The 25716-nt window shown below is 64.7% G+C and carries 19 protein-coding genes and 1 pseudogene; 12 read left to right on the top strand and 8 right to left on the bottom strand.

What is annotated here, in order from left to right; all coding sequences use genetic code 11:
- Positions 1-91: 91 nt before the first annotated feature.
- Positions 92-1027 (top strand): LysR substrate-binding domain-containing protein, encoded by a 936-nt coding sequence (locus ACIPHM_RS14120; RefSeq protein WP_400328940.1) that lies wholly within the window; start codon positions 92-94, stop codon positions 1025-1027.
- A gap of 1 nt (position 1028) precedes the next feature.
- Here the strand turns inward: ACIPHM_RS14120 and ACIPHM_RS14115 are convergent, their stop codons facing one another.
- Positions 1029-1346, bottom strand: coding sequence for a hypothetical protein (locus tag ACIPHM_RS14115; protein ID WP_400328937.1), 318 nt, complete (start codon positions 1344-1346; stop codon positions 1029-1031).
- 233 nt (positions 1347-1579) lie between these two features.
- Here ACIPHM_RS14115 and ACIPHM_RS14110 point away from each other — a divergent pair, with 233 nt between their 5' ends.
- On the top strand, positions 1580-3172 hold the full coding sequence (locus ACIPHM_RS14110; protein WP_400328934.1) for an EAL domain-containing protein: 1593 nt from the start codon (positions 1580-1582) through the stop codon (positions 3170-3172).
- Positions 3173-3480: 308 nt separating this feature from the next.
- A complete protein-coding gene (locus ACIPHM_RS14105; protein ID WP_400328931.1) occupies positions 3481-3747 on the top strand; it encodes a hypothetical protein in 267 nt (88 codons plus the stop codon).
- A 208-nt stretch (positions 3748-3955) separates the two neighbouring features.
- On the opposite strand, the gene ACIPHM_RS14100 is transcribed toward ACIPHM_RS14105, so the two are convergent.
- Positions 3956-4684: a hypothetical protein gene (locus ACIPHM_RS14100; protein WP_400328928.1), complete on the bottom strand. Its 729-nt coding sequence runs from the start codon at positions 4682-4684 to the stop codon at positions 3956-3958.
- Positions 4685-5333: 649 nt separating this feature from the next.
- Between ACIPHM_RS14100 and ACIPHM_RS14095 the strand changes: the two genes are divergently transcribed.
- The gene (locus ACIPHM_RS14095; protein ID WP_400328925.1) at positions 5334-6698 is read left to right on the top strand and encodes an MFS transporter; all 1365 of its coding nucleotides are present in this window, start codon (positions 5334-5336) and stop codon (positions 6696-6698) included.
- A gap of 194 nt (positions 6699-6892) precedes the next feature.
- Positions 6893-8107 carry a multidrug effflux MFS transporter gene (locus ACIPHM_RS14090; RefSeq protein WP_400328922.1) on the top strand — a complete coding sequence of 405 codons (1215 nt, stop codon included), beginning with the start codon at positions 6893-6895 and terminating at the stop codon, positions 8105-8107.
- Positions 8108-8147: 40 nt separating this feature from the next.
- Here ACIPHM_RS14090 and ACIPHM_RS14085 read toward each other — a convergent pair whose 3' ends face one another.
- The gene (locus tag ACIPHM_RS14085; protein ID WP_400328919.1) at positions 8148-10526 is read right to left on the bottom strand and encodes a cytochrome P450/oxidoreductase; all 2379 of its coding nucleotides are present in this window, start codon (positions 10524-10526) and stop codon (positions 8148-8150) included.
- A 316-nt stretch (positions 10527-10842) separates the two neighbouring features.
- Between ACIPHM_RS14085 and ACIPHM_RS14080 the strand changes: the two genes are divergently transcribed.
- The 3 genes from ACIPHM_RS14080 to ACIPHM_RS14070 all read left to right on the top strand — a co-directional run bounded on the left by ACIPHM_RS14080 (position 10843) and on the right by ACIPHM_RS14070 (position 14642).
- Complete coding sequence (locus ACIPHM_RS14080) at positions 10843-11748, top strand: IclR family transcriptional regulator (protein WP_400328916.1); 906 nt, start codon at positions 10843-10845, stop codon at positions 11746-11748.
- 261 nt (positions 11749-12009) lie between these two features.
- Entirely contained in the window at positions 12010-12909 is a 900-nt protein-coding gene (locus tag ACIPHM_RS14075; protein WP_400328914.1) for a hypothetical protein, read from the top strand.
- 128 nt (positions 12910-13037) lie between these two features.
- Positions 13038-14642 (top strand): ABC transporter substrate-binding protein, encoded by a 1605-nt coding sequence (locus ACIPHM_RS14070; RefSeq protein ID WP_400328911.1) that lies wholly within the window; start codon positions 13038-13040, stop codon positions 14640-14642.
- An 85-nt stretch (positions 14643-14727) separates the two neighbouring features.
- Here ACIPHM_RS14070 and ACIPHM_RS14065 read toward each other — a convergent pair whose 3' ends face one another.
- Genes ACIPHM_RS14065 through ACIPHM_RS14050 form a run of 4 tightly spaced genes read right to left on the bottom strand, consistent with a single transcriptional unit; the run spans position 14728 to position 19539 of the window.
- Positions 14728-15618 (bottom strand): NAD(P)-dependent oxidoreductase, encoded by an 891-nt coding sequence (locus ACIPHM_RS14065; protein ID WP_400328909.1) that lies wholly within the window; start codon positions 15616-15618, stop codon positions 14728-14730.
- Positions 15618-17360, bottom strand: a complete 1743-nt coding sequence (gene ilvD, locus ACIPHM_RS14060) for a dihydroxy-acid dehydratase (protein ID WP_400328906.1) — start codon at positions 17358-17360, stop codon at positions 15618-15620. The genes ACIPHM_RS14065 and ilvD overlap by 1 nt, the downstream gene beginning before the upstream one ends.
- A 53-nt stretch (positions 17361-17413) precedes the next feature.
- Positions 17414-18205: an SDR family NAD(P)-dependent oxidoreductase gene (locus tag ACIPHM_RS14055; RefSeq protein WP_400328903.1), complete on the bottom strand. Its 792-nt coding sequence runs from the start codon at positions 18203-18205 to the stop codon at positions 17414-17416.
- Complete coding sequence (locus ACIPHM_RS14050; RefSeq protein ID WP_400328900.1) at positions 18202-19539, bottom strand: MFS transporter; 1338 nt, start codon at positions 19537-19539, stop codon at positions 18202-18204. Before ACIPHM_RS14050 ends, ACIPHM_RS14055 begins: the two co-directional genes overlap by 4 nt.
- Positions 19540-19875: 336 nt before the next feature.
- On the opposite strand from ACIPHM_RS14050, the gene ACIPHM_RS14045 reads away from it, so the two are divergent.
- Entirely contained in the window at positions 19876-20832 is a 957-nt protein-coding gene (locus ACIPHM_RS14045) for a LysR family transcriptional regulator (RefSeq protein ID WP_400328897.1), read from the top strand.
- 591 nt (positions 20833-21423) lie between these two features.
- Here the strand turns inward: ACIPHM_RS14045 and ACIPHM_RS14040 are convergent.
- Positions 21424-22176 (bottom strand): annotated as a pseudogene (locus ACIPHM_RS14040) (SDR family NAD(P)-dependent oxidoreductase); the annotation flags it as partial.
- A 319-nt stretch (positions 22177-22495) separates the two neighbouring features.
- Between ACIPHM_RS14040 and ACIPHM_RS14035 the strand changes: the two are divergent.
- The 3 genes from ACIPHM_RS14035 to ACIPHM_RS14025 all read left to right on the top strand — a co-directional run bounded on the left by ACIPHM_RS14035 (position 22496) and on the right by ACIPHM_RS14025 (position 25706).
- The gene (locus ACIPHM_RS14035) at positions 22496-23461 is read left to right on the top strand and encodes a GlxA family transcriptional regulator (protein ID WP_400328894.1); all 966 of its coding nucleotides are present in this window, start codon (positions 22496-22498) and stop codon (positions 23459-23461) included.
- Positions 23462-24040: 579 nt separating this feature from the next.
- Positions 24041-24454 (top strand): hypothetical protein, encoded by a 414-nt coding sequence (locus tag ACIPHM_RS14030; RefSeq protein WP_400328892.1) that lies wholly within the window; start codon positions 24041-24043, stop codon positions 24452-24454.
- A gap of 448 nt (positions 24455-24902) precedes the next feature.
- Positions 24903-25706, top strand: coding sequence for a MetQ/NlpA family ABC transporter substrate-binding protein (locus ACIPHM_RS14025; RefSeq protein WP_400328889.1), 804 nt, complete (start codon positions 24903-24905; stop codon positions 25704-25706).
- The last annotated feature ends 10 nt before the right edge of the window (positions 25707-25716 follow it).

Here is a 25716-nt window from a genome sequence, read left to right as displayed (position 1 = left end):
ACATTTCCAATATATTGAACACGTTGTTTTCATACTTTTAATGTATTGACGATGCGAAGCCCGACGGCATCGGGCTTACGGGGGAGCGGTCATGGAATTGCGGCATCTGCAATATTTCATTGCTGTCGCACAGGAGCGGCATTTCACGCGGGCGGCGGCGCGTGTGGGCATACAACAGCCGCCGCTGAGCTTGCAGATCCGGCAACTTGAGGCGGAGCTGGGCGGCCCGTTGTTTGTGCGTTTGCCGCGCGACGTCGTGCTCACGGAATTGGGTGAGGCGTTCTTGCCGGAGGCGCGGCAGATTCTGGAGCGGGTGGAGCGTGTCAAACGGCGCATGCAGCAGATCTCTCGGGGCGAGGCGGGGCACATCCGCATCGGTTTTGCCGGGGCGACATATTTCGAGCCGAGCATTCCCGCGTGGATTCGCGACTTTCGTGCCCGTTATCCCGATGTGCAACTGCATCCGCAGCAGAGCAATACCGCGAGTCTGTTGAATGCGCTGGTCGAGGAGGCTGTCGATGCGGCGTTCGTGCGCACGCCGTTCGAAGTGCCGCCGGGAATCGTGAGCGTGCCGGTCGTCGACGAGCCGATGGTTCTCGTTCTGCCGCTCGGGCATCCGATGTGTGCGCGCGAGCGGGTGCCGCTCGCCGCGCTCGCGCAGGACGAATTCATTTTGCTGCCGCGCGAGATCAGTCCCGCTCTGTACGACCGCACGATTGCGGCCTGTGAGGCGGCGGGGTTTCGTCCGAAGCAAGGGCAGGAGGCGCCGCAGATCACTTCGATCGTGCCTATGGTCGCGGCGGGCTTCGGGGTATCGCTGGTGCCCGCGTCGGTGAGCCAGATCCGCACGCCCGGCATGGGGTTCTGGCCCATCGACGCCATCGACGGCAAGGTGCCGCTAGCGCCGATCAGCCTCGCCTATCGCGCGGATCACGGCTCGGCGGCGCTGGCGCGTTTCATTGCGATGTTGCCGGCTCGCCCGTCGGACCTCTCGGAGGCGCCAGACACCGCCGATAACGATCAGTGAGCTAGTGGTAGCCGCGCTGACGCGGGCTCGGCGAGGCGTTGTCATCGGCGGGCAGCCAGCCATGCGCACGCAGTTTGCCAACGAGCAGCGGGTGGATCAGCACGGCGTAGAGCAGGCACGTTGCCGGCAGCGAGAGCACCAGCACCGATTCGTTCCAGAGTAGGGCCGGACCGATGGCGAGCACCGTCCAGACGAGGGCGTGCCAGATGAAGCCATAGGCGAGCAGGTAGAGCGGGCCGAGGAAAAAGGCCGCGATGCACGACAGATACGAAATTTCGATGACGTCCTCGTTCGCCGGATTGCGAAATTTGAGTGTCATGGCGAAATCGTCTTCAGAAAGAGGAATTGCCAAGGTAGCCGAGCCCCGACCCCATTTCGTCCCACGCTCGCACGCTTGTCGCGGCTTGGATGCGAGGCAATTCAGTGCAATGCGATGCAACGCGAAGCGTCGAGCGTCCCACCGTATGGCATTCCGATCTATCCATGCAGCGGTGCGCTACACTGCGACGACGCTCCGCCGCGATCGGGGCACTACCGTGGACGCCACGCTTCATGAAAACTTTCAGAAGGCTGACCCGCTGGTTGCCGGTACTCATTGGGGCTGTCGCGGGCATGCTGGCCCTGCTGCTGGTCGGACAGATCGTGCAGACCCGCGTCGACGACTTTCGCCTGCGCGCGTATGTGCAGGACATCATGGGCTTCATGAGCGACGCCTCGATCTCCAGCCGCAACGCGCTGGAAGATGCGATGTACGGCGGCGTAGTGCCCTGCACCGATGCGGACATTCTCGCGTTGCGTCGTGTGGCGATGCGCAGTCCCTATTTCCATGACATCGCACGGGTTCACGATTCGCGTCTGTTGTGCTCGGCGGTGTCGGGACGGTTCGACCCTGCGCCGCTATTGCCGCCGGCCAGTCATGAAACGCGCTCCGGCGTGAAGCTCTGGCATACGCTCACGGGGATTGTGACGCCCGGCGTGCAGGCCACGGCCATCGGCATGGGCGACGTGGTGGTCTTCAGCCCGCCGGTGCTGCCCGAGCGGCTCGCGACCCCGCAGCCGGGCTTCGCGTCGGTGGCATCAACGGGCGACATGCGCTTTCAGTTCTGGCGCGCCGGGCGGTTCGAGGACCAGCAGCGCGTGACTTTGGGGCAGACGTCGGGCTGGCTCGACTTCGGCACATTGCGTCAGTTCTCTGCGTGTTCGAGCGACGTGGATGTCTGCGCGTCGGCGGTGTACGTGTCGTCATGTATTCTGACCAATTCGTGGGGATTGATGCTCGCGCTGACGATCGGCGCGCTCGCCGGTGGTTCGATGGGCCAGTCGTGGCGTTCCCGCCAGCGCTATCGGACATCCATCGACTGGGTGACGCAACAGGCCGCCGAGTCGGGCGGCGTTCACGTCGTCTACCAGCCGCTGGTGCGTCTGAGAGACGGAAAGATGGTCGGCGTGGAGGCGCTGGCGCGACTCAACGACAGCACGGGCAATCCGATTTCGCCGGATATGTTCATCCCGATTGCCGAGCGACGCGGCGTGATCGGGCTGATTTCGCGTCAGGTCACGCGTCGCGCGCTGATCGAGATGCACGGACGCGCCCTGGCCGATCCGGAGTTCCACATCAGCATCAATCTCGCGGCGACCGACATTGTCGACCGCACATTCCACACGTATCTGAATCACGTGGCGTCGTCGCTGCGGGTTCCCCGTGCGCAGATTGCGCTCGAAGTGACCGAGCGCTCGACCGACAACATGACGCGGCTTCGCGAAGCACTCGATCGGTTGCGTGTCGACGGCTATCAGATTCACATCGACGATTTCGGCACCGGGTTTTCCAATCTGGCATACCTGTCGACGCTCAATGTCGATGCGCTGAAGATCGATCGCATGTTCACGCATGCCATTGGCACGGATACGGTGGGTAGCGCCATCGTCGATCAGATCTGCAAGATGGCGGCGCTGCTCAAGGTGGATGTCATCGTCGAAGGCCTGGAGACGCAGGCGCAGGCCGATTACATGTTGGCGATCGATCCGGAGGTTGTGGGGCAGGGATGGTTGTTCGGCAAGGCGATGGCGGCAGACGATCTGGCGCCCGTCACAAACGTCACAAACGCGGCAACGGCGGTAAATACCCGTGGCGCAAGCGCATAAAACGGGGGAATTGCCCGAGCGGCGGGGCGCAATGGGGTGAGACGATCGGGGGACGCATTAGCAACCGCCGGTAATAATTTCGGCGCCCGCATCAGGCAAATCACCGAGAGTAACGACAATGATTCGGGACTACAGTGAAATCACCGTGGTCCTGATGTGCCCCCGACCTCCACGGATTGTCCGGCTCACCGCCCTGGTGGGCCGCTTTTTTTTTCGTGCCGTTGGCGAAATTCCTGAACATGTTACGATTCTTCGAAAAACAGCATTGGCCGACAGATCCATAGCTGCCGCTTTACAGAGGGGGACACGTGACAGACTCATTCAGATTTTCTTGGCGCTACGTCAGCAACACGCCTCCGGGGCGTCCGTTCGAGCTGGCAGGTGCGGTGACGCCGCGCGCCGACAGCCGATTCGATGGCGCGGTGGATGCGTATTGCAACGGCGACTACATCGGCCGTTGCGAATTCTCGAGTATCGACGCCAACTGTGCGTCCGAGGCTGCGGCGCAGATCCGCAAACGTATCGAGTGCCGCATCGAGGATCGCGTGGCGAACGAAAGCAAGACGTCGCACTGACCACTGCGTGGATTGTCGCTAAGCGTCACTGGGCGTTGTACTCACCCTCCGCACTGCAGGATTCACCGCGTATCGGGACCGCGTTCGGTCTTCGGTCAGCACTCGGCCTCGACTCACCATCGATTCAACCTTGACTCGGGCTCGATCACGCGCGCGTTCAGCGCACATCAGAGATTCGCTCGCGTTTGCCTGAGCGGCCGCTGGCCGTTCAGCGCCAGCGATAGCAGCAGCGCCCGCCCCAACCACCCCATCCGCGCCCCCAGGAAACGGAGAACGACACGTTGCTAAGCCACGGCGACGGTGCATATGCCGGGTAAATCGGCGCATAGGCCGGATATCCCGGATACCCCGGATAGGTGGGGTAGGTCGCATACGTCGGATAGGCCGAATATGCCGGATAGGTCGGGTAGGCGGCGTAAGTCGCATACCCTGGATCGGACGAATACGCGACGGCACCCGATGACGGCACTCGCGACGTCGGCGGCGGTACGTAATCGGGTGGCACCGGCGATCCGTTCGGATAGTTGGGGTAGGCCGGCGGTCGCGCCGGTTGCGCTGGCGGTCGATAATCCGGCGGGACAGGCGAGCCATTGCCCGGTTGGTAGTCGGGCGGCACGGGCGACCCGTTCGGATACGCCGGCGGTGAAGACCGAGGCGCGGCCGCGCCAGCAGGCGGAGGCGGCATGGGCGACGATGTCACCGTGGCCGTCGCAACGCGCGGCGTCGGCACCGGGGCTGTCGTGACTTCCGGACTGCCGATGGAACCCGGCGCAGCGCGCAGCGCTTGTGGCGCATCGGGGTTCGGCGAAAGCGTGAGGGCGCCTCCCGGATACTGGACGACATAGCAGCCGGCGAGCGGCAAAACACAGAGCAGGGGGGCGAGCGGCGCGATTTTCATGGCGTCGAGTGTAGCGCAGGAAAGTGCGCCCACAGCCACGCCGTCTCCGCGATTGCATTACGTCTCGTTAATTCCCACCCGACCGGCGCGCTCGGGACATCACGAAATCGACAGGCAAAAAAAACGGCCAGCGCGTTGCTGGCCGTGAAATCCACCAGGAGGAGGTGGAGGAGACAGGTGCAACTATATCAGGGAAATCCCTAGACGGGTAAACCTTCGCCGAAAAAATAGGTAGAAAAACCACAACTGCGACAATTCGTCGCTTTTTCAGGCGCGAATCGTCTGCTTCCTTGCTCCATATACGTCTGCGCCGAGCGGCAGAGACATGGTTGCCTCGTCGCGATGGAGAAAAACCACAGAACTGACGGACGTCTCCCGCAGACGAACAGGAGGAGCGACCCCCGCCGACGCAACGCGCGAACCGCTGCCAACCCTTGTCTGGCAAGGGCTGAGAATCCACGTCTTGTCTAAGTGTTAACACCAAGCATCGATTTACGTTGGGAGAGATAAACTTCCGCAAAGCGTAAATTCGTGCGCGAGTGGGCGACACCGTTCGTCCGCCGATCCTCCGCACGAAATGCCTCGCGGCCCCAGAAGGCGGCGAGGTGCCTGCGAGGCAACGTAGGGAAAAGCCGGCGCCTCGACCGGGACGCAATACCACGAAGTTGCGAGAATGTTTGGAGACAGAATGAAAGCAGCAGAAGTGAATGTGGGCACGCTGATCGACGAGAGTCGACTGGGCACCTATCAGTGGTGGGTGATCGCGTTGTGCGCGATGTGCCTGGTGGTGGACGGTTTCGACGTTCAGGCGATGGGCTATGTGGCGCCGGTCGTGATTCGCGAGTGGGGCATCGCCAAGGAAACGCTCTCGCCGGTCTTTGGTGCGGGGTTGTTCGGCATGCTGGTCGGCTCGCTCACGTTTTCGGCGCTGGCCGACAAGCTGGGTCGCCGCCCGGTGCTGATCGGTGCAACATTGTTCTTCTCGGTGTGCATGATCGTCACCGGTTTCGCGAATACGATCACCGAACTGGTCATCTGGCGCTTTGCCGCCGGGCTGGGTCTGGGCTGCATCATGCCCAATGCGATGGCGCTCGCCGGTGAGTACAGCCCGCGCCGCATTCGTGTCTCGCTCATGATGATCGTGTCGTGCGGTTTCACGCTGGGCGGTGTGGTCGGCGGACTCATCACGGCCGCCATCATCCCGAGTCTGGGCTGGCGCGCCGTGTTCTTCATCGGCGGGGCCATTCCGTTGGTGCTCGGCGTGCTGATGTGGGTCTCGTTGCCCGAATCGATTCAGTTCCTGATGTTCAGGAAGCGCGGGAATCACGACGACGCGCGCATTCGCAAGCAGTTGCTGCGCGTGGTGCCGAACGCCAATGTGCCTATGAACGCCCACTTCGTGCTCGACGAACAGAAGGCCAAGGGCGTGCCGTTCATCGAACTGTTCAAGGACGGCCGCGCTCGCGTAACGCTGCTGCTGTGGGTCATCAACTTTGCCAACCTGCTCGACATGTACTTCCTGTCGAACTGGCTGCCCACGGTGATTCGCGATGCCGGCTATTCGACGCAGGTCGCCGTGATGGCGGGGACCGCGTTGTGGGCGGGCGGTGTGATCGGCACGCTGTTGCTGGGCCGTGTGATCGACCGCGTGGGCTTCACCAGTGTGCTGGCCGTCACGTTCCTGATCGCGATTGCGGCAACGGCGGCCATCGGCAATCCGATGGTGATGGTGTCGATGGTCGCGGTGTTCGTTGCGATTTTCTTCGCAGGCTTCTCCATCATTGGCGGACAGCCGGCACTCAACGCGCTGGCCGCGACGTATTACCCCACGTCGTTGCGCTCGACGGGGATTGGCTGGAGCCTCGGCATCGGCCGCATCGGCTCGGTGCTGGGCCCGGTGCTCGGCGGCGCGCTGATGCACCTGCAATGGTCGTCGTCTTCGCTGTTCCTGGCAGCGGCGGTCCCGGCGTGCGTTTCGCTCGTCGGCGTGCTGGCCATTGCCCGCACCCAGCGTCGCGACGGCGGGAGTTTGCGCGCGGCCACGGCCGGTTGATCGCACGATGCATGGCGCGTGAAGCGCCGCTCGCGCAGGCTCGACCATGAGCAGCGGTTAGGTGTGCGATAACCATCGAGTATGAAAGTGCGACGCCCGCCGGCGTTATCATGGCGGGCGTCGTTTCGTCGTTCTTCTTTGGGCGGCGTCTCTTGCGACGCGACAGGCTTCGTCCACAAAAATCAGAACGATAAATGACCTCGACGTCCGAACTCTCTCCTGCGTTGCCCTCCGAGCGCGTGCTGCTCGGCATTCTCGGCTTGTTCATGATGATCGCGCCCGCATCCACGGATATGTATCTGCCGGGGCTGGTGACGATGCGTCACGAACTCGGCGCGAGCGCAGCGGCGGCGCAACTCACGCTGTCGTACTTCTTCCTCGGATTTGCGTTTGGACAACTCGTCTGGGGGCCGCTCGCGGATCGCTTCGGACGCCGCAAACCGATGGCCGCAGGCATCGCGTTATACGTCTTCGGCAGCATCGGCTGCGCGTTTGCCGACAGCATCGATCACATGATGATGTGGCGCTTCGTGCAGGCCCTGGGGGGGTGCGCCATGCCCGTGATCGCGCAGGCCATCGTGCGCGATGTCTACGGGCCGCGCAACAGCGCCCGCGCGTTCTCGATCATGCTGCTGGTGATGAGCGTGGCGCCGATCGTTGCGCCGCTGGTCGGCGGACAGATGCTGCGTTTCACGACGTGGCGGGTGATTTTCGGCATCCTGGCCGTGTTCGGCGTGGGCGCGTTGCTCGCGTTGTGGCGTTTGCCGGAGACGGGGGCCGTGCATGCCCGTCAGCCCGGTGGCCCGCGCGCTATCGTCATGTCGTACTGGCATCTGCTGCGCGACGCGCATTTCGTCGGCTACATGCTGGCGGGCGGGGCGGTCTTTGGCGCGTCGTTCACATACATTACCGGCACGCCGCTCGTGTACATGGAGTACTTCCACGTTTCGCCGCAGTTCTTCGGGGTGCTCTTCGGCATCAACATCGTGGGCATGGCATTGATGACGATGTTCAACTCGCGCCGTGTCGGGCAGATAGGGCCGTATCGATTGATGCGCATCGGCATTATCGGCTGCGCCATCGTCACTGCCGTCTTGTGTGCGACGGTGTGGCTGGGCTTTGCGTTGCTGCCGCTGATAGTGGTGATGCTGTTCCTGTTCATGTCGCTGCGCGGCATCATCACGGCGAATTCGGTGGCGGGGGCGCTGGCGAATCATCCCACGCGTGCGGGCGCTGCGGCGGCGCTCGTGGGCAGCGTGCAGTATGGCTTCGGCTTCGCCGCGGGCGGGCTGCTCGGCTTGCTGAACGACGGCTCGCCGCGTCCGCTCGTCACGCTCATGTGCGGTTTTGCGGTGCTCGCGCTGATCGCACTGATGACGATGCTGCGCAAGCCGCAGAGTGCGCATTGAGCGAACGGCAAGGCATGAAGAGCGTACCGCGCGCGACGTCTTACAACGCCAGCACCAGCTTCTTGCCGCAGGCGCGCGAGCAGCAGGACATCATCTTCGTATTGGCGTCGCGCTCGGCGCGTGTGAGCACCACATCGCGGTGATCCACGTCGCCCTCCAGCACCTGCACTTCGCACGAGCCGCACAGGCCTTCTTCACAGTCGCTCTGCACATCGATATTCGCCGCGCGAAGCGCCGTGAGCAGTGTCTGACCGGCCGCCACCGTCACCGTAATCCCCGAATCCTTGAGCGTGACTTCGAACGCATGCTCCTTCTCGGGATCGAGCGTGCCCAGTTGCGACTGGAAGTGCTCAACGCGCAGCGTGTCGTGCGGCCAGTGCGCGCTGCATTGCGCCAGGGCGTCGAGCATGCGCACCGGACCACAGGCGTACACCTGCGTGCCCTGGTGCGGCGTGGCCAGCAGGCTGACGTAATCGGCGCGACGTCCTTCGTCCTTCACCCACAGATGCAGGCGCTCGCCGTGCAACGCCTGAAGCTCGTCGATCAGCGCCATCGTGCGGCGGCTGCGGCCGCTGTAATGGATTTCGTAGTCGATGCCCAGCACCTTGGCGCGACGCGCCATCGCGGCAATCGGCGTCACGCCGATGCCACCCGCCACGAAGATCGCGCGCGAGATCGTTTCATCGAGACGGAAGTGATTGCGCGGGCCGCGAATGCGCAGCCGGTGGCCCGCGCTCACCTGCGTGTGAACCCAGTTCGAACCGCCGCGGCCTTGCGGCTCGTGCAGGACTGCCACTTCCAGTGCGCCAGCGTCCGCGGGATCGCCGCACAGCGAATATTGACGTGACAGCCCCGTCTCGCCGCACTCGATATCGATGTGCGAGCCAGGGGCCCAGCGCGGCATGGCGCGGCCGTTAGGCGCGATCAGGCGCAGCTTGACGATGTCCTCGGCCACGGGCGTGACGGACTCGACGACCACCGGGCGCGTCACGCTGTGTCCCGAGGGCTCGCCGATGCGCACCGGCGACTGGCGCGAGAGCACCGACGCATCGAGACGCTCCGGATTTTGCGTCGCATCCCACTCGACCCACACATGCTCCGGGCCACGGAACGACGTGTTCGGCACATAGGTGAACTGTTGCGCGGCGAGCTTCATGTGCGGCAGGCGGCGCGTGAATTCTTCGAGGAAGATCTGCATTTCCATGCGGGCGAGGTTCTTGCCCATGCACTGGTGCGAGCCATAGCCGAAGGTCAGTTGATCGCTGGCGTTCTCGCGGCGGATGTCGAACAGATCGGCATCGGCGAAATGCGCTTCGTCGTGGTTGGCGGACGACGTCACGATCAGCAGCTTCGACCCGGCGGCAATCTCGATGCCGCCGATGTTGACGTCCTTCGTCGCGAGACGTCGCCATGCCGCGACCGAGCCGTTATGACGCAGGCACTCTTCCACCGCATTGGGAATGAGCGACGGGTCTTCGCAGATCTCGCGCCAGACGTCCGGATGCGAGAGCAGCAGCTTCATGGCGTTCGCCGTGGCATTGGCCGTGGTCTCGTGCGCCGCCACGATGCCGGCCATCATCATCGAGTGCAGATACGAATCGGTGACCACTTCCGGGAAATCCTTTTGCTTGCGAATGCCGTATTGCATCCAGCCCGGGCCATCCGGGTTCTGACGCATCTTGTCGAGAATCTTGCCCGCGAGCTGCCAGAAGTTGCCCACGGCATGCGCAACGGCGACCTGCTCCTCGGGCTTCGGACGTCCCCAGGTGTTGACCGTGTGCGCGATGGAGTACTCGCGCAGCTTGTCCATGTCTTCTTCAGGCACGCCGAGGAAGTGCAGCGCCACCGTGAGCGGCACTTCCCACAGCATCTGATCGACGAGGTCGGCGCGGCCATCGTTGACGAAGCGGTCGACGTATTCGCGCGCGAGCTGGCGCACCAGCGGCTCGTGATGCTTGAGGTGCTCGGGGGTGAACGGCTCCATCAGCACGCGACGGCGCGGCATGTGTGCCGGTTCATCTTCGTTGACCAGCGTGCGGTTCAGGGCGAAGCCGTACGACGCGAGCACCGCGTTGGCTTCCGGGCCCGTCGGCGTGATTTTCTCCAGCGCAATCGACGGGCTGAAGGTGATGTTGTCGCGGAAGATCGCTTTGATATCGTCGTAGCGCGTCACGACCCAGTAGCCGAGTTTCGGGCTGTAGAACACCGGCTCCTGCTCGCGCGCCCAGCGCACGTATTCCGGCGGGTCTTGCTGGTAGCCGTCTTCGAACGGATCGAACTCGGCGGCGCGTGCGCTCACCGGGCAGCCGTTCGGGGCGCGCGCGGCAGACGTCTGATGAAACGGACAACCGCCTGCGCTGGCGGCGGCCGTGCCTGCATTGCCGGCAGTGCCGGGAGTGGGGGAAATCGTCTGGCTCATCCGTTCGCTCTCTGAGGCTCTCTTGGTCGGGTGCGACGGCGGGCCAGACACGGCTCGCGGCGACACACGCAATAAAACAAGTGTAGAGGAGCGTTGCCCGATGCGGCAGCGTGTCCCCGGCAACACCCGGCACTGGCGCGCCCACGTAGGCAGGGACGTCTCCTCGGTCCGATGTGATCTGCCCTTGCGGTGCGCTCACATTCTCTGAATCTATTAAGCGTAAATATAATACGCATTGCGTAAATTGGTGGACTGGGGTTAACCTCTAGGCGTGTCGACGCCGGACAACGTCGATTTGCATCTTAAAATCTCGCCGATGACGACAAGCAAAAGACCCACAGCAGGTCGCCCGCCCCACGCGGCCGCGCTTTCGCGCGAGAAGGATGGCATCGAGGCCTCCGGCAACGACACCGGCGACGCACCGCGTGAGCGCGGCCGTCGTCAGCGCGTGCAATCGGCCGAGACCGGCATGGTCGTACTCAAGGGACTTGCCCGCCTGGGCGGTCGTGCCAGCCTCACCGCGCTCGCGCAGCACGTGCAGCAGAGTCCCGCCAAGGTCCATCGCTATCTGATGAGTCTGGTGGAAGAAGGCCTCGTCGCACAGGACGCCGACTCGCAGCACTACTACCTCGGGCTCGAAGCCATGCTCCTCGGCGTGGCCGCCATGCGTCAGGCCGATCCGGTGCGCGCCGCGGAGCCAGCGCTCGTGCGCTTGCGTGAAATGTTCGACGTTACCTGTTTCATCGCCGTGATGGGCAACAAGGGGCCGACGATCGTGCGTTTCGAAGAGCCCGGCCTGCCGGTGACGATCAACGTGCGGATCGGCTCGGTCATGTCCGTCCTCTGGTCGGCCGCGGGTCGCGTCTTCCTCGGCCTGCTGGACGATCCGCAAGTCCTGGCCATGGCCGAGAGCGAACTCTCGCATGCCAGCCCCGAACACCGGGCACAGCTTGAAGGCGCCGACCCCATCGGTGTGCTACGTGCGTCGGTGCGTGCCGAGCAGGGCACGAGCGTTCGCGATACCAACCTGACCGGCATCAGCGCCATCGCCGCCCCCGTCTTTAATTACGACGGCCGGCTCGTCGGCGTGATCACGGCGCTTGGTGCGACGGGAGGCTTCGACGCGCGTATGGACGGCCCCATCGGCGAAGCCGTCCGCCGCGAGGCGCTGGCCGCCAGCCATGCGCTGGGCTACCGCCCGCCGCTGCCAGCGAGCGCCTGACCCCATCTCGAAGACATTTTCCCAATCCGCAGGGCCGATGCGCCAGCCGCGATCGCGGCTGACCGCATCTACGCTTCTTCCCGTCCTCCTTACGTTTTCCACGTATCTAACCAGCCCCACGGGTGACATCTTTTGTGTCGCCCCCTGTGCTATTATTTGATAATGATTCTCATTAACAAATGAAGGGTCGCCGATGACAATGCCCTTGAGCAAAGCTGTGAGTGTTATCGGGAGCCCCGCCTGTGGAGGTCGTAATTGTTGATGTTGAAACGAACGGTCGATCCGACCCCGCGCGTGGCATCGATTCCAACGCCTTCAATGACTTACGTGCCGCTAGGGCAGTTCGGACAGGGGGAGCGCAAGCTCTCGGGAGGTGCGCAGAATCGGGCGCTGGCGAGCAGCGTGAATCGCCAAGCGCGAGCCGAAGCGGCCGGCGAGGCGTCCGATCTGGCGCAAAGGCCGTTCCCTCAATGCGCGGGTGATGAACTCTGGCTATGGCGCTTTTTGCTGGCCGGGCGTCCCTTTGGCGCGACGGGCGCGGCAGCGGGCGGCCTTGACGACGGCGCGACGTGGCTCTCGGCCGCCGAGCATTCCCTCGCGCGCCGCCTGCCTCGCGCGCAGATGCGTCATCGCTTTCTCTCGGAGCGCATTGCCCTGCGCTGGATCTTCGGCCGCTGGTTCCGCTGTTCGCCTTCGCAGGCGCCTGTCCCGACGGCCACACCGGGCGTGTCGTCGCTCGAATGCGACGGCCCGCATGGCAAGGTATGGGTCGACATGGCGCACGCCGGATTGTGGCTCTTCGTCGCAATGGGGCAGGGTCCGGTGGCGCTGGCGGCCCACGCACCGGCGCCGCTCGGGGCGGACGACGGCGCGTCGGCGATCGTTCAGGCGGCGCAGGCGAGTCCGCCGTCCAACCCATTCGATCCGTTCGCCGTGGCGCGCGATGCCGCCCATCGCTTGTGCCTGGCGCGTCTTGCCGGGGAAGGGGAAGGGCTGGCGGCGGGCACCGAGGTTCCGCTGCTGGCGCACCCGTACGTCAGCGTGCCCTACGCGGGGCGCACGCGCTATCTCTACGATATGTCCGTGAGTTCGCGGCTGACGGTGGTGGCGGCCCGCGACAGCATCGTCCATCGCATGCGGGCCTTCGGTTGGCAGAACTGACCTTCGGTTTTGGCATTTGTGAACGCGCATATATGCATATGCTGCGGCGCAAAGGCAGTCGTCCTGAATTTGCGCTATTCTGCCCCGTTGTTTCGCCACCCGTCATCGACTTCCTGGAGAAGAAGCTCATGCGCCGCCGTTCGCGTCATACGCTCGCCGCCGTTCTCACCGTCCTTGCCTTGCCCATGGTGCCGCTCGCGGCACAGGCCAAGCCCCTCACCGTTTGCACCGAAGCCAGCCCGGAAGGGTTCGACGTCGTGCGCTACAACTCGCTCACCACGACCAACGCGTCGGCCGATCCCGTATTCAACCGTCTGGTCGAATTCGATGCGGCGCAAGCCAAGGTCGTGCCGAGTCTGGCGACCAAGTGGGACGTCAGCCCCGATGGCCTGACTTACACGTTCACGCTGCGCCCGAACGTCAGCTTCCACAGCAACGATCTCTTCAAGCCGACGCGCCCGTTCAACGCCGATGACGTCGTCTTCACCTTCGATCGCATGCTCAACGACAACGCGCCGTGGCACAAGCTCACGCCGTCGGGGTTCCCGCATGCGCAATCGCTCTCGCTGGGCAAGCTGATCAAGTCGGTGCAGAAGGTCGACGACAACACCGTGCGTTTCACGTTGTCCGAACCCGATGCCGTGTTCCTGTCGATGTTGTCGATGGGCTTCGCGTCGATTTATTCGGCCGAGTACGCAGACAAGCTCGTCGCCGCGAACAAGACGGATGAACTCAACGCGCGTCCGATCGGCACGGGCCCGTTCGTCTTCCGCAGCTATCAGAAAGACAGCGTGGTGCGTTACGACGCGAACAAGGCGTACTTCGGCGGCGCGCCCGCCTCGGAGCGCCTGATCTACACGATCGTGCCGGACGCCGCCGTGCGCGCGCAGAAGGTCAAGGTGGGCGAGTGCCAGATCGCGCTGTCGCCCAAGCCGCTCGACGTGCAGGCCGCGCGCAGCGACAAGGCGCTCAAAGTGGTGGAGACGCCCGCGTTCATGACGGCGTTCGTCGCCATCAACACGCAACACAAGCCGTTAAACGACGTGCGGGTGCGTCAGGCGCTCAATCTCGCCTTCGACAAGCCGAGCTACGTCAAGCAAGTGTTCGAAGGCACGGCCACGCCGGCGGTCAATGTGTACCCGCCAAACACGTGGAGCTACGCCAAGAACGTGGCGGACTATCCGCACAACATCGACAAGGCGAAGAAGTTGCTCGCCGACGCCGGTTTCCCGCAAGGTTTCGAGACGACGATCTGGACGCGTCCGGCGGGCAGTCTGCTCAATCCGAACCCGCGCGTGGGCGCGGAGATGCTGCAAAGCGATCTGGCGAAGATCGGCGTGAAGGCGCAGATCAAGACAGTGGAGTGGGGCGAGCTGATTCGCCGCGGCAAGGCGGGCGAGCACGATCTGCTGTTCATGGGCTGGTCGGGGGATAACGGCGATCCGGACAACTTCCTCACGCCGCAGTTCAGCTGCGCGGCGGTGACCTCCGGCACGAACTTCGCGCGCTTTTGCGACGCCAATCTCGACAAGCTGATCAGCGACGGCAAGCGCACGCCCGACTTCGCGGCGCGCACCGCCAAGTATCAGGCCGCGCAGAAGACGATCAAGGACGATGCGCTGTGGATTCCGCTGGCGCATCCGGTGGCGTCGGTGATCACGCGTGCCGATGTGTCCGGCTACCGGGTAAGCCCGTTCGGCCGTCAGGACTTCTCGACGGTCACGGTCAAGTAAGCCGCTCGCGAATGAAGAAAAGCCATGCCCGGCAACGGACATGGCTTTTTTTCGACGTTCGCGCGCCGGTTTCAGACATCAAGCCTCAAGCGTCAGGCGAGCTCTCAATCTCGCCGATCCGGAAGATCTGAGACAGATCCCAATCCGCCATGCCGCGCTCTGCGGCGTCCTTCAGCAGCCGCCGTACTTCGGGCAGCACGCGCTGCATGGTCGCGCTCGTGTGCGCCAGTTCGGCAATCGCATCGAGATCCTTGAGAATCACGCGGACCGTGCCGGTGGCAAATTCGGGCGGCGTCACCATGCGCGGCCACAGCGTTTGCAGCAGGACCGAATCGGCCCAGCCGCCTTGCAGCGCCGAGGGCACTGCGCCCGTGTCGATGCCGCTGCGCTTGGCGAGCACGAAGGCCTCGGCCAGTCCGGCAAGCGTGGTGGCGACGATGGCCTGATTGGCGAGCTTCGTGGTCTGGCCTGCGCCAATCTCACCCATGCGCGTGACGCGCGACGAGAAGGCGCGCAGCACCGGCGTCACCGCTTCGATGGCATCGGCCGGGCCGCCAGCCATGACGGCGAGTGTGCCGGCTTCGGCGCCCCCCGTGCCGCCCGACACGGGGGCGTCGATCCAGACGCTGCCCGTCGCCGCATGCCAGCGTTTGGCGAGGTTGCGGGTCAGCGCCGGCGACAGCGTCGAATGGTCGACGATAAAGCGCGGTGGCGTAGCGGCATGCACCAGACCGTGCTCGCCGAACACCACGTCCTCGACGGCCTTGCCGTCGCCCAGACACAGCAGGGCGATGTCGACACATTCCCCGAGCGCCTGCGGGGTGACGCAGGCGATGGCGCCCGCGCCGGTCAGCGCGCCCAGTTTCGCGGCAGAACGGTTCCATACGGCGACCTCGTGTCCGGCGGCCAGCAGCCGCTGCGTCATGGGTTCGCCCATGCGGCCGATGCCGCAAAAGCCTACGCGTGGGTTAGTCATCAATTCGAGTCCTCGTGGGTTGGCGTCTCCCCGATCGAGGCTTCGTAGGGCCACGGCACGGCCCCCGAATGGGTCACCGCGCCCAGCTTGGCCGGCCGCACGAGCGCTTCGTACTTTTCCAGTACGCCGCCCAGACGGCCGCGCACAAACGGTTTGGCCTGCGCGGCCCGTGCGGCGAGTTCCTCGTCGGAGAGTTCGACGTCGAGCTTACCCTTGATTGCGTCGATGTGTATCGTGTCGCCGTCGCGCAGCAGACGAATCGGTCCGCCCGCGGCCGCCTCGGGACCGACATAGCCGATGCACATGCCGCGCGTGGCGCCGGAGAACCGCCCGTCGGTGAGCAGCGCGACCTTTTCCCCCATGCCTTGCCCGTAGATCGCCGCGGTGACGCTGAGCATCTCGCGCATGCCCGGCCCGCCCTTGGGGCCTTCGTTGCGGATCACCAGCACGTCGCCTTCGCGATACGTTTGTGCCGACACGACGGCCATGCAGTCTTCTTCCGTCTCGAAGACGCGGGCGGTGCCCGTGAAGACCCGTTGCTTGAGGCCGGCGGTCTTCAGTGCCGCACCGTCCGGCGCAAGGTTGCCGCGCAGCACGACCAGCCCCGCGTTGGGCGAGAGCGGCTCGTTGTGCGGCTTGACGACACGGCCATCGGGGCCGGGAAACGCGCGCAGCGCCACGGCCAGCGTCTCGCCCGTCTGGGTGAGCGTGTCGCCGTGAATGTGGCCGCCTGCGAGCAGGGCGTTGAGCACCGCGGGCACACCGCCGACGTGGTGCAGATCGACAGCGAGAAAGCGTCCGCCGGGCTGCATGTCGCCGATGAGTGGCGTGCGGGCGAGCACTTCGGAGACGTCGTCGAGCGTGAACTCGATACCGGCCTCATGCGCAATCGCGGGAATGTGCAGCATGGCGTTGGTCGAGCCGCCAGTGGCCGCGACGGCGGCACAGGCGTTCTCCAGACTCTTGCGCGTGACGAGATCGCGCGGCAGCGGGCCGCCATTGCGCAGCGCGCGCATCACGTTCTCACCGGCACGTCGCGCAATCGCAATCCGTTCGCTATACACCGCGGGCACCATCGCGGAGCCCAGCGGCGCGAGCCCCAGCACTTCCGCGACCATCGCCATCGTGTTGGCGGTGAACTGTCCCGGGCACGAACCGGCGGTGGGCGTGCAGCGCTTTTCGATACCGCGCAACGTCTCGGCGGACATATCGCCGCGCTGCGCGGTGCCTACCGCTTCGATGGCGGTGAGGATGGTGGCCTGCGAGCCGTCCGGGGCGACGCCCGGCAGCATGGCGCCCCCGAACAGGAAGATGCCGGGGACGTTCACGCGCACCATGCCCATCAGAATGCCGGGCAGCGTCTTGTCGCAGCCCGCCACGCCGACGAGCGCGTCGTAACAATGGGCGCGCACGAACAGCTCGACGCTGTCGGCAATCGTTTCGCGCGAGACCAGCGAGAAGCGCATGCCCGAATGGTTCATCGACGTGCCGTCCGATACCGAGATGGCCGAGCCGCGAATCGGCACACCGCCCCCGGCCGCGACACCGAGACGGACGTTGTCCGAAATCTGGTTCAGCGACATGGAGCAGGGCGTGTTCTCGCCGAACGTATCGACGATGGCGACGAAGGGCTTGTCGATGGCGGCATCGTCGAGGCCGGTGGCGCGCAGGAAGGCGCGGTGCGGGGTGCGCGTCACGCCTTCGGTGACCGTGCGGGAGCGGTGTTTGTGCAGATCTGTCATGGGGACTTCCTTGTCCTTTTTGGGCTTGCGCCGCGCACAAAGCGCGCAGGCGCTTACGTATTGAGCAGCAAGCCGTTTTCGATGGCGAGCACCTGGCCGGTCATCGCGGGCGCGCGGGCGGCGAGGAACCAGGCGAGCTCGGCGATCTCCGCGGGACGTGAAACGCGCTTGAGGGGCGCGTTATCGCGCATCCCCTCGACGACGCGCCCGTAGGCGTCGTCGCCGAGCACGCGTCGCAGCAGGCCGTCGTCGACCATGCCGGGGGCGATGGCGTTCACCCGCACGTGCGGCGCGAGATTGCGGGCGAGCGAGAGCGTGAGCGAATTGACCGCGCCCTTGGACGCCGCATAAGCAATCGATGACCCCGTGCCGTTGAGCGACGCCAGCGACGAGATATTGATCACCGACGCCGACGGCGGCAACGACGATCCTGCCCCCGGACGCTCGCGCAGCAACGGCGCAGCGGCGCGCGTCATCTGAAACATGCCGATGAGGTTCACGCGGTAGACGCGTTCGAACTCGCTGGCGTCGATGGCTTCGAGGTCGCCATGCGGGATCACACGCGTTGTGCCGGCGCTGTTCACGAGGGCGTCGAGCCGTCCCCATTGGGCAGCGACGGCGTCGGCCAGGCGGCGGCAGGCGGCGTCGTCGCCGATATCGGCATCGACGACGAGCGTTTGCGCGCCGGCGTCGCGGCATTGCGCGGCGAGCGCTTCGGCGTCGGCACGCGTGCTGTCGTCAAAGTTATTGATGGCCACGGCCCAGCCGTCCTGAGCGAAGCGCAGGGCGGTGGCGGCGCCGATGCCGCTGGCGGCACCGGTCACGAGGCAGACGGGAAAACTCATGCATGACTCCGTTGCGGCTTGAGCGACAGCACGATGCAGGCGCCACCGACCAGCGCACACGCCAGCACGATCATGCCCGGCAGCAGTTGCCCGGTGCTGTCCTTGAGAAAACCGATGAGGTACGGGCTGACGAAGCCCGCGAGGTTGCCGGTCGAATTGATCAGCGCGATGGCGGCGGCCGCACCCGCGCCGCCCATCATGGCTGTGGGAATGCCCCAGAAGACCGGCGCGATGGAGTTGATGCCGATGGCGGCCACGACCAGCGCGGCCATCGACCACCACAGATGCTGCGCGAGCAACACCGACGCGAGCATGCCCGCCGCGCCCAGCACGCAGCACACGGCCACGTGCACGCGGCGCTCGTTGTGCCGGTCGGCGTGACGCGCGATCAGAATCATGGCGACGGCGCTGATGAGCGAGGGCACCGCCGAGAGCAGGCCGATATTGCCGAGGTTGGCGACACCGGCGGCGCGAATCATCGTCGGCAGCCAGAACACGAGACCGTAGTTGCCCATTGCGATGCAGAAGTACAGCAGGCCGAGCAGCCACACCTTGGCGCTGCCGAACACTTCGCGCACACTGTGATGCGCGCGGGTGCTGTCGTCGGCCGCCAGATCCTGCGCGAGCACACGCTTCTCGTCGGCGGTGAGCCACTTCACCGTCTCGATCTTGTCCTGCAACACGAAGAACGCCGCGATGCCCACCAGCAGCGAGGCGATGCCTTCGATCAGGAACAGCCACTGCCACCCCGCGTAACCGTGCATGCCGCCGAAGTGCTGCATGATCCAGCCCGACAGCGGGCCGCCGATGGCGCCGGAGACCGGAATCGCCACCATGAACAGCGCAATGATCTGTGAGCGCTTGTTCGACGGGAACCACGTCGACAGATACAGCACGATGCCCGGGAAGAAGCCCGCTTCGGCCACGCCGAGCAGGAAGCGCAGCACGTAAAAGGACGTTGGCCCCTGCGTGAACATCGTCAGGCAGGAAATGATCGACCACGTCACCATGATGCGCGCGATCCACATGCGCGCGCCCACCCGATGCAGGATCAGATTGCTGGGCACTTCGAACAGGAAGTAGCCGAGGAAGAACACGCCCGCGCCCGCCCCGTAGACGGTCTCCGACAGCGACAGGTCGGAGAGCATCTCCAGCTTGGCGAAGCTTACGTTCACGCGGTCGATGTACGCGACGATGAACGAGAGAAAGAGAAACGGAATGATGTGCCAGGTCAGCTTGCGGTACAGCGCGTTGCGCTGCACGGGGTCCAGCGTGGCGGGGGCGGCATGGGCGCCGGCAGGCGGCTGCGCGCCGCCGGAAAGGGACGTGCTCATGGGGTGTTGTCTCCGTGGTGCGTGCCATTCGGCACGTCGAGTTATCGGGCAGCGCGGCACGCGTTCGGTTATGCGGTGGCGATTCGGCGTCGATTCGATGCGTGGGGAAGGGTATCCCCGAAAATCGTCCGATGTGTCGCAAAGACCCCGGCGCGGCAGTGTTGCTCGATCCAAGGGTAAGGGCTTGGCGGGCGCAACGGCAAATCACACTTTGTGATCGCGGCATTACCGTTTGGTTATGATGCACGGGTTGCGCCCTTGGTTGCCTCGCTGCCTGCCGTCTGTCGTCTGCTGGCGGCGGTACGCGCGTCCCGGTTCTCACTTCCCGTCTGCGTCATGACAACGACCGATAACTCGATAGAACGCTTTTTTCGCAGCGGCCTGAAGCTGGGGCATCTGCGCATTCTGGTGACGCTGGGCGAGCTGCGTCAGGTCACGAGAGTGGCGGCTGCGTTTCACGTCACGCAGCCCGCGATCTCCAAGCAGATCGCGGAAATCGAGGAGGCGCTGGGCGCGCCGGTGGTGCGTCGTGTGGGGAACGCGGTGGAGTTGACCGGCATCGGACGCGTGCTCGTCGAGCGCGGGCACGAGATTCTGCGGCAGATCGAACTGGCGCGCCGCGATGTGAGCGCACTCACCGCCGGCACTGCCGGTCATGTGCGCTTTGGCGCTGTGGTGACGATTCCGCAGCCCTTGATCGCGCATGCGGTGGAGTTGTTCACGCGGCGCGCGCCCAACGCGTCCTTCTCGTTCGTGGAAGCCACGCTGGACCGGCTGCTCAAGATGATGGACGAAGGCAACCTCGATCTGGCGCTCGGCCGCAATCGTGTCACGGGGCACTTGCCGGTGATGCGTTACGAGTCGCTGCATCACGAGCCGTTCGTGTTTGTCGTCGGCACGCGGCATGCGCTCGGCGGGCCGGACACGGCTGTCTCCTGGGACGACTTGCAGGACGTGCGCTGGATCACGCCGATGGGTGGCTCGCCGGCGTTTGCCACGATGACCGAGATTCTGGCCGCGCATGGCGTGACGTTGCAGCGTCCGGCCATCGAGTCGAGTTCGCTGGCGCTAAATCTGTCGTTGCTGCGCGGCGGCGACTTCGTCTCAATCCTGCCGCTGTCGCTCGCGCGACGCTATGTGCAGCGCGGGACCATGCGCGTATTGCCGCTGCCGCCGTTGGCGCCGCTGGGCGAAGCGATTCTGTATTGGCGCGAAGACACGACGACGCCCGCAGCACAGCTATTCGCCGCCTGTCTGCGGGAGTCGTCTGCGGAGTTGATCGACGCCAACTGACGCGTTTGGCGACCTTTGGGAAAGCCCAAAAACGCAGCCTGAACGATGCGTAGACTGGGGCGACTTCGAACCCGTCTCGTTGGAGCTCGCCCATGGAACGCCACCCCGTTTATCGCCTTTGCGCCGCGCGTCGCGTGCTCGCCGTGGTTACGGCCGCCGCCGTGATGGCCGGATGCACGACTCCGGCTTCGAATGCCGTCGATACCGCGCCAGTGGCGAGTCAATCGCTGCCGTCGGCGCTCGACAATCCTCAGCGCAGGCCCTGCACACCCGAATGGTTCGCCTATGTGGAGACGCACTATTCCGCCCTTGGCGACGCGCAGGCGCACGACCCCAATCTGGGCAGCGACGCGTGGCTGGACGCCTTCGAGCGCCGTCGCCACCTGCCATCCACGAGCGGCCAGCCACGCGAGGCGCGATGTGCGCACCTCGCGCGCGAGCTCGATTACCGCTATTGAGGCCCTGCGCGCGACGTGTCTGCCGAGCACAGCAACGTCTCACATCAGGCGGTGCTGACCTCGGGTGCGGCGTGCTGCACCCCGTAACGCTTGCCCGGCGTACCGTTGCCGAGGCGTTGCGACAGTTGGCGACGCGACGCGACGCTTCGTGCGACGTCCAGTCGTCGCCGTCTTGCAGCGGCGGGATCGTGACGGCTTCGCCCTGATCGAGTCCGGCTAGCGACGCGTCGACCATATCGGCTGAGGTCATCAGCCATTCCTGCGGCAACTCGTTGTGCGACTTGCCTGCCACGTCCCAGAACTCCGTGACCGTCGCGCCCGGCAGAACGGCCTGCACGCGCACGCCAGTGTCGGCGAGTTGATGTTGCAGCGCTTGCGAGAACGCGAGCACGAAAGCCTTCGAGCCGCTGTACACATCGTTGAGCAGTTCGGGCGCGATGGCGACGATGGACGAGATGTTGATGACCGTGCCGCGTCCGCGCGCGACGAAGCCGGGCACGGCGGCGTATGTCAGCCGGGTGAGGGCCGTGACATTGACTTCGATCATCTCCGTCATCTGCTCGACGTCCGCTTGCAGCAGCGGAGCGACGGCGCCGAAGCCCGCATTGTTGACCAGCGTATCGATGCGCGTGTCTTCACGCAGCCGGGCTTCGACGATGGCCTGACCTTCGCGCGTGGAAAGGTCGGCGCTGAGGATATCGACCTTGCGGCCGGTGCCGGCGTGAATGCGTTGCGCGACGTCGCGCAGACGCCCGGTGTTGCGCGCGACCAGAATGAGGTCGTGACCGCGACGGGCGAGGCGGTCGGCATACATCGCGCCGATGCCCGAGGAGGCGCCGGTGATGAGGGCGGTGCCCGGTGTGGCTGAGTCGAGGGTTGGGTTCATGACTGATGCGGTTCCTGTGCAGGGGCCTTCGTGCGCCTGTCGCGCCGAGGGACGGTGAGGCGGAGTCGTTGGCGAACGCGTCGGAACTCACACCAGCGGTAGCGCGGTGGAGCACCGGTGTCGCGTTGCCAATGACATCCAGTTTGGTACGCGGCGGCGTTGTCTCAAATGACAGGAAGGCCACTTTTCAGGACAAATGTGTCCGACGTCGCCGACGCGCGCCAACTACAATCGACGCATCGGTCGTCAAGCCGCCTCTTGTCGTCGCTTAACGTCTTTGTCGCCCCTTTGCCAGGGCCCCGCCGGGCCCTTTTCCGTCATGACGAAACGCATTGCTTTGGTGGTCTACCCTGGCTTCCAGATGATTTCGATGGCCGCGATGTCGGTTTTCGAGATCGCGAACTTCGGGCGGGACGAGCCGCTCTACGAAGTGCAGGTCGTCTCCAGTCGCGGCGGGCTAGTGAGGGATTCGGCCGGTATTTCCGTCGCGACCGAGGCGATCGAGACCATCGAAACGATCGGGCAGGGTGCCTTCGATACGGTGCTGGTGGCGGGGGCGACGTATGTGGTGCCGGCGGAACCGGTGCTCGTCGACGCCCTGAAACGTCTGGCACCGAAGGTGCGACGGATCGGGAGCATCTGCTCCGGTGCGTTTGTGCTGGCGGACGCGGGTTTGCTCAATGGCCGGCGAGCCACGACGCATTGGGGGCAGGCGGCGGCATTGCAGCAGCAATACCCGGACGTGGTTGTCGAGGACGATCGGATCTACATCAACGACGGGCCGGTCTGGACATCGGCGGGCATGACGGCAGGGATCGATCTGGCGCTCGCCCTGGTCGAGGATGACTACGGCAGCGAGATTGCGCGCGATGCGTCCCGGCTACTCGTTGTGCATTACCGCCGCACCGGCGGCCAGTCGCAGTTCTCCACGCTCTCCACCCTGGAGCCCAGCTCCGATCGCGTGCGTGCGGCGCTCGCCTACGCACGCGAACACTTGCGCGAGCCGCTCTCCGTGGAGCAGCTCGCTGCGCAAGTGCATTGGAGCGCGCGGCATTTCAGCCGTGAATTCACGTTGCAGACCGGACTTACGCCTGCCAAGGCCATCGAGAAGCTGCGTCTCGAAGCGGCACAGGCGTTGCTCGAAGCCGGGGAGGCGTCGATTGCCCGGGTGGCTAACATCACCGGTTTCGGGGACGAAGAACGCATGCGCCGCGCCTTCGTCCGCACGCTTGGCAAGCCGCCACAGGCGCTCCTGCGCGAGGCGCGCGAACGCTTGCGGGCATGAGCGCGCACATCGCGCATTGGACACCGGCTTGATGAGCGTTTCGTCCACGGGAAGTATGCCGTTTTGCGGCATGCCACGTGGTAAGCGTTTCATGAACGATACATTTTCAACGGATGCCGGTGCGATGTCTCGCAAGTTGAGTTATTAATTCTTTGTAAATCAATGGGTTAGTTCGTCTGGCACGGAATTCGCGTATGTGGATCGTGTATGGCGAAGCGCCAACCCGGATTCTCCGCAGGCTGTTGGCTAAGGACTCCTGTGCATAACTTGCACGGGCCGGCCTGCTATTGCCCGCGTTTTCTGCTGATGCGCTTACGCCGTAACGCCGAACCTTATGGCGGGGTTCTGTGTGTTTCGAAGTGAGTGTGCGCGTGCACGGGGAGGGGACCATGAACAGGTTCAAGGCGACTTTGGTGGGAGCGGCCGCAGCGGTCATGCTGTGCGGTATTTCGATCAACGCATCGTACGCCGCCGGTGGTGGCGGTGGGCGTGGCGGAGGCGGCGGTATCGGCTTCGGCGGTGGCGGCGGGCTCGGCGGGTTGGGCGCATTCGGCGGCCCCGGCGGTAACGGGACCGGCGTTGGCATTGGCGTGGGGGTTGGCATCGGCGGCGCAGGAGGCTGCGGCTGCGGCACCGGTGGTGGTGGTGGTGGTGGTGGTGGTGGTGGTGGTGGTGGTGGTGGTGGTGGTGGTGGTGGTGGTGGCGGTGGTGGTGGCGGTGGTGGTGGCGGTGGTGGTGGTGGTGGTGGTGGTGGTGGTGGTGGTGGTGGTGGTGGTGGCGGTGGTGGTGGCGGTGGCGGCGGCGGCGGAACCGGTGGCGGTGGCACTGGCGGTGGCGGCACCGGTGGTGGTGGCGCGAGCAGCGGCGGTGGCGGCGGAGGTATCGGTGTCGGTGGCCCTGGCGGTCGCGGCATCGGCGGCGCGGCCGGTGGCAATGGATTGGCGGCATTCGGTGGGCCTGCCGGTTTCGGCGGCGGCGGCGGATGCGCGATGAATGGTCAGGCTGGCGAGGAGCCCTGTCCCTGAACTGGCGGTGGGTGGGGCCTGCACGTGTTCGGCACAGCACGTGCAGGCGCTGGTCCCTGGCGTCTTCCTGACGATATAGCGAGTCTTTCAGGTTAATCGTCGGTACCTGATGCGACCGGCTGGCGGCCTATCCGTCAGCCGTGCCACCCCCCCGGCCCGCGATCAGGCTGTTCTCCCGGCGATGCGCCCCTTCGGAAATCCGAGGGGGCGTTTTTTTTATGATTTGCGCAGCCTATCGAAACGAGCGGGGGGATATCGAAATGCCGATTATGTATTTCGCGTAAACCCCCATTTATGGCAGCATCCGGGGTCTGGGTCGCGCAACGGCGCGATCGATGCGGACTCATCAGGTCCCCCGTCACTCGCACAGACGCTCAACAGGCGTCGAATCAAATAAGCAAAAGGAGAAATCGCTCATGCTGTCCCGTCAACTGATCAATGCGTTCCTCGGCGCAACGTTTGCGCTGGCATCCCTCGGCGCCTCGGCCCAGACGGCCGACAAGCCCCTCAAGGTCGGCACCATGGCCGGCTCGGACGCGCAGATCTTCGAAGTTGTGAAGCAAGTCGCTCACAAGCGCGGCCTCGAAATCAAGATCATCGAGTTCAGTGACTATGCACAGCCGAATGCCGCGCTCGACGCCGGCGATCTGGACGCCAACGGCTTCCAGCACAAGCCGTTCCTCGACAGCCAGGTCAAGGACCGCGGCTACAAGATCGTGAGCGCGGGCCTCACGTACGTTTCGCCGCTGGGCTTTTATTCGAAGAAGGTCAAGTCGCTCAAGGATCTGAAGAGCGGCGCGAAGGTCGGTATCCAGAACGATCCGTCGAACGGCAACCGTGCGCTGCTCCTGCTGCAAAAGGAAGGGCTGATCAAGCTGCGCGCTGGTCTGGACGGCAAGAACGCCACGCCGCTGGACATCGTCGAGAACCCGAAGAAGCTCAAGATCGTGGAACTGGAAGCCGCTCAACTGCCGCGCGCGCTGCAGGACCTGGACGCCGCGTCGATCAACACCAACTTTGCTGCACAAGCCGGTCTGGTGCCCAAGCGTGACGCCATCGCCATCGAAGATCTGAAGGGCCCGTACGCCAACCTGATCGCCGTGCGCACGCAAGACCTGAACAAGCCGTGGGTCAAGCAACTGGTCGACGCCTACCACTCGGACGAAGTGAAGCAATTCATCGACACGCAGTTCAAGGGCGCGCTGATTGCGACCTGGTAAGCATTGCGTT

Origin of the sequence: Pandoraea sp. NPDC087047, assembly GCF_044745225.1 — a bacterium.
Classification (GTDB): Bacteria; Pseudomonadota; Gammaproteobacteria; order Burkholderiales; family Burkholderiaceae; genus Pandoraea.
This window is presented reverse-complemented; position numbering and strand designations above follow the sequence as displayed.

Excerpts from the sequence above, each read along its gene's own strand:
- ACIPHM_RS14120 (WP_400328940.1), top strand. The coding sequence starts at position 92 with ATGGAATTGCGGCATCTGCAATATTTCATTGCTGTCGCACAGGAGCGG.
- ACIPHM_RS14115 (WP_400328937.1), bottom strand. The coding sequence starts at position 1,346 with ATGACACTCAAATTTCGCAATCCGGCGAACGAGGACGTCATCGAAATT.
- ACIPHM_RS14110 (WP_400328934.1), top strand. The coding sequence starts at position 1,580 with ATGAAAACTTTCAGAAGGCTGACCCGCTGGTTGCCGGTACTCATTGGG.
- ACIPHM_RS14095 (WP_400328925.1), top strand. The coding sequence starts at position 5,334 with ATGAAAGCAGCAGAAGTGAATGTGGGCACGCTGATCGACGAGAGTCGA.
- ACIPHM_RS14090 (WP_400328922.1), top strand. The coding sequence starts at position 6,893 with ATGACCTCGACGTCCGAACTCTCTCCTGCGTTGCCCTCCGAGCGCGTG.
- ACIPHM_RS14085 (WP_400328919.1), bottom strand. The coding sequence starts at position 10,526 with ATGAGCCAGACGATTTCCCCCACTCCCGGCACTGCCGGCAATGCAGGC.
- ACIPHM_RS14080 (WP_400328916.1), top strand. The coding sequence starts at position 10,843 with ATGACGACAAGCAAAAGACCCACAGCAGGTCGCCCGCCCCACGCGGCC.
- ACIPHM_RS14075 (WP_400328914.1), top strand. The coding sequence starts at position 12,010 with ATGTTGAAACGAACGGTCGATCCGACCCCGCGCGTGGCATCGATTCCA.
- ACIPHM_RS14070 (WP_400328911.1), top strand. The coding sequence starts at position 13,038 with ATGCGCCGCCGTTCGCGTCATACGCTCGCCGCCGTTCTCACCGTCCTT.
- ACIPHM_RS14065 (WP_400328909.1), bottom strand. The coding sequence starts at position 15,618 with ATGACTAACCCACGCGTAGGCTTTTGCGGCATCGGCCGCATGGGCGAA.
- ilvD (WP_400328906.1), bottom strand. The coding sequence starts at position 17,360 with ATGACAGATCTGCACAAACACCGCTCCCGCACGGTCACCGAAGGCGTG.
- ACIPHM_RS14055 (WP_400328903.1), bottom strand. The coding sequence starts at position 18,205 with ATGAGTTTTCCCGTCTGCCTCGTGACCGGTGCCGCCAGCGGCATCGGC.
- ACIPHM_RS14050 (WP_400328900.1), bottom strand. The coding sequence starts at position 19,539 with ATGAGCACGTCCCTTTCCGGCGGCGCGCAGCCGCCTGCCGGCGCCCAT.
- ACIPHM_RS14045 (WP_400328897.1), top strand. The coding sequence starts at position 19,876 with ATGACAACGACCGATAACTCGATAGAACGCTTTTTTCGCAGCGGCCTG.
- ACIPHM_RS14035 (WP_400328894.1), top strand. The coding sequence starts at position 22,496 with ATGACGAAACGCATTGCTTTGGTGGTCTACCCTGGCTTCCAGATGATT.
- ACIPHM_RS14025 (WP_400328889.1), top strand. The coding sequence starts at position 24,903 with ATGCTGTCCCGTCAACTGATCAATGCGTTCCTCGGCGCAACGTTTGCG.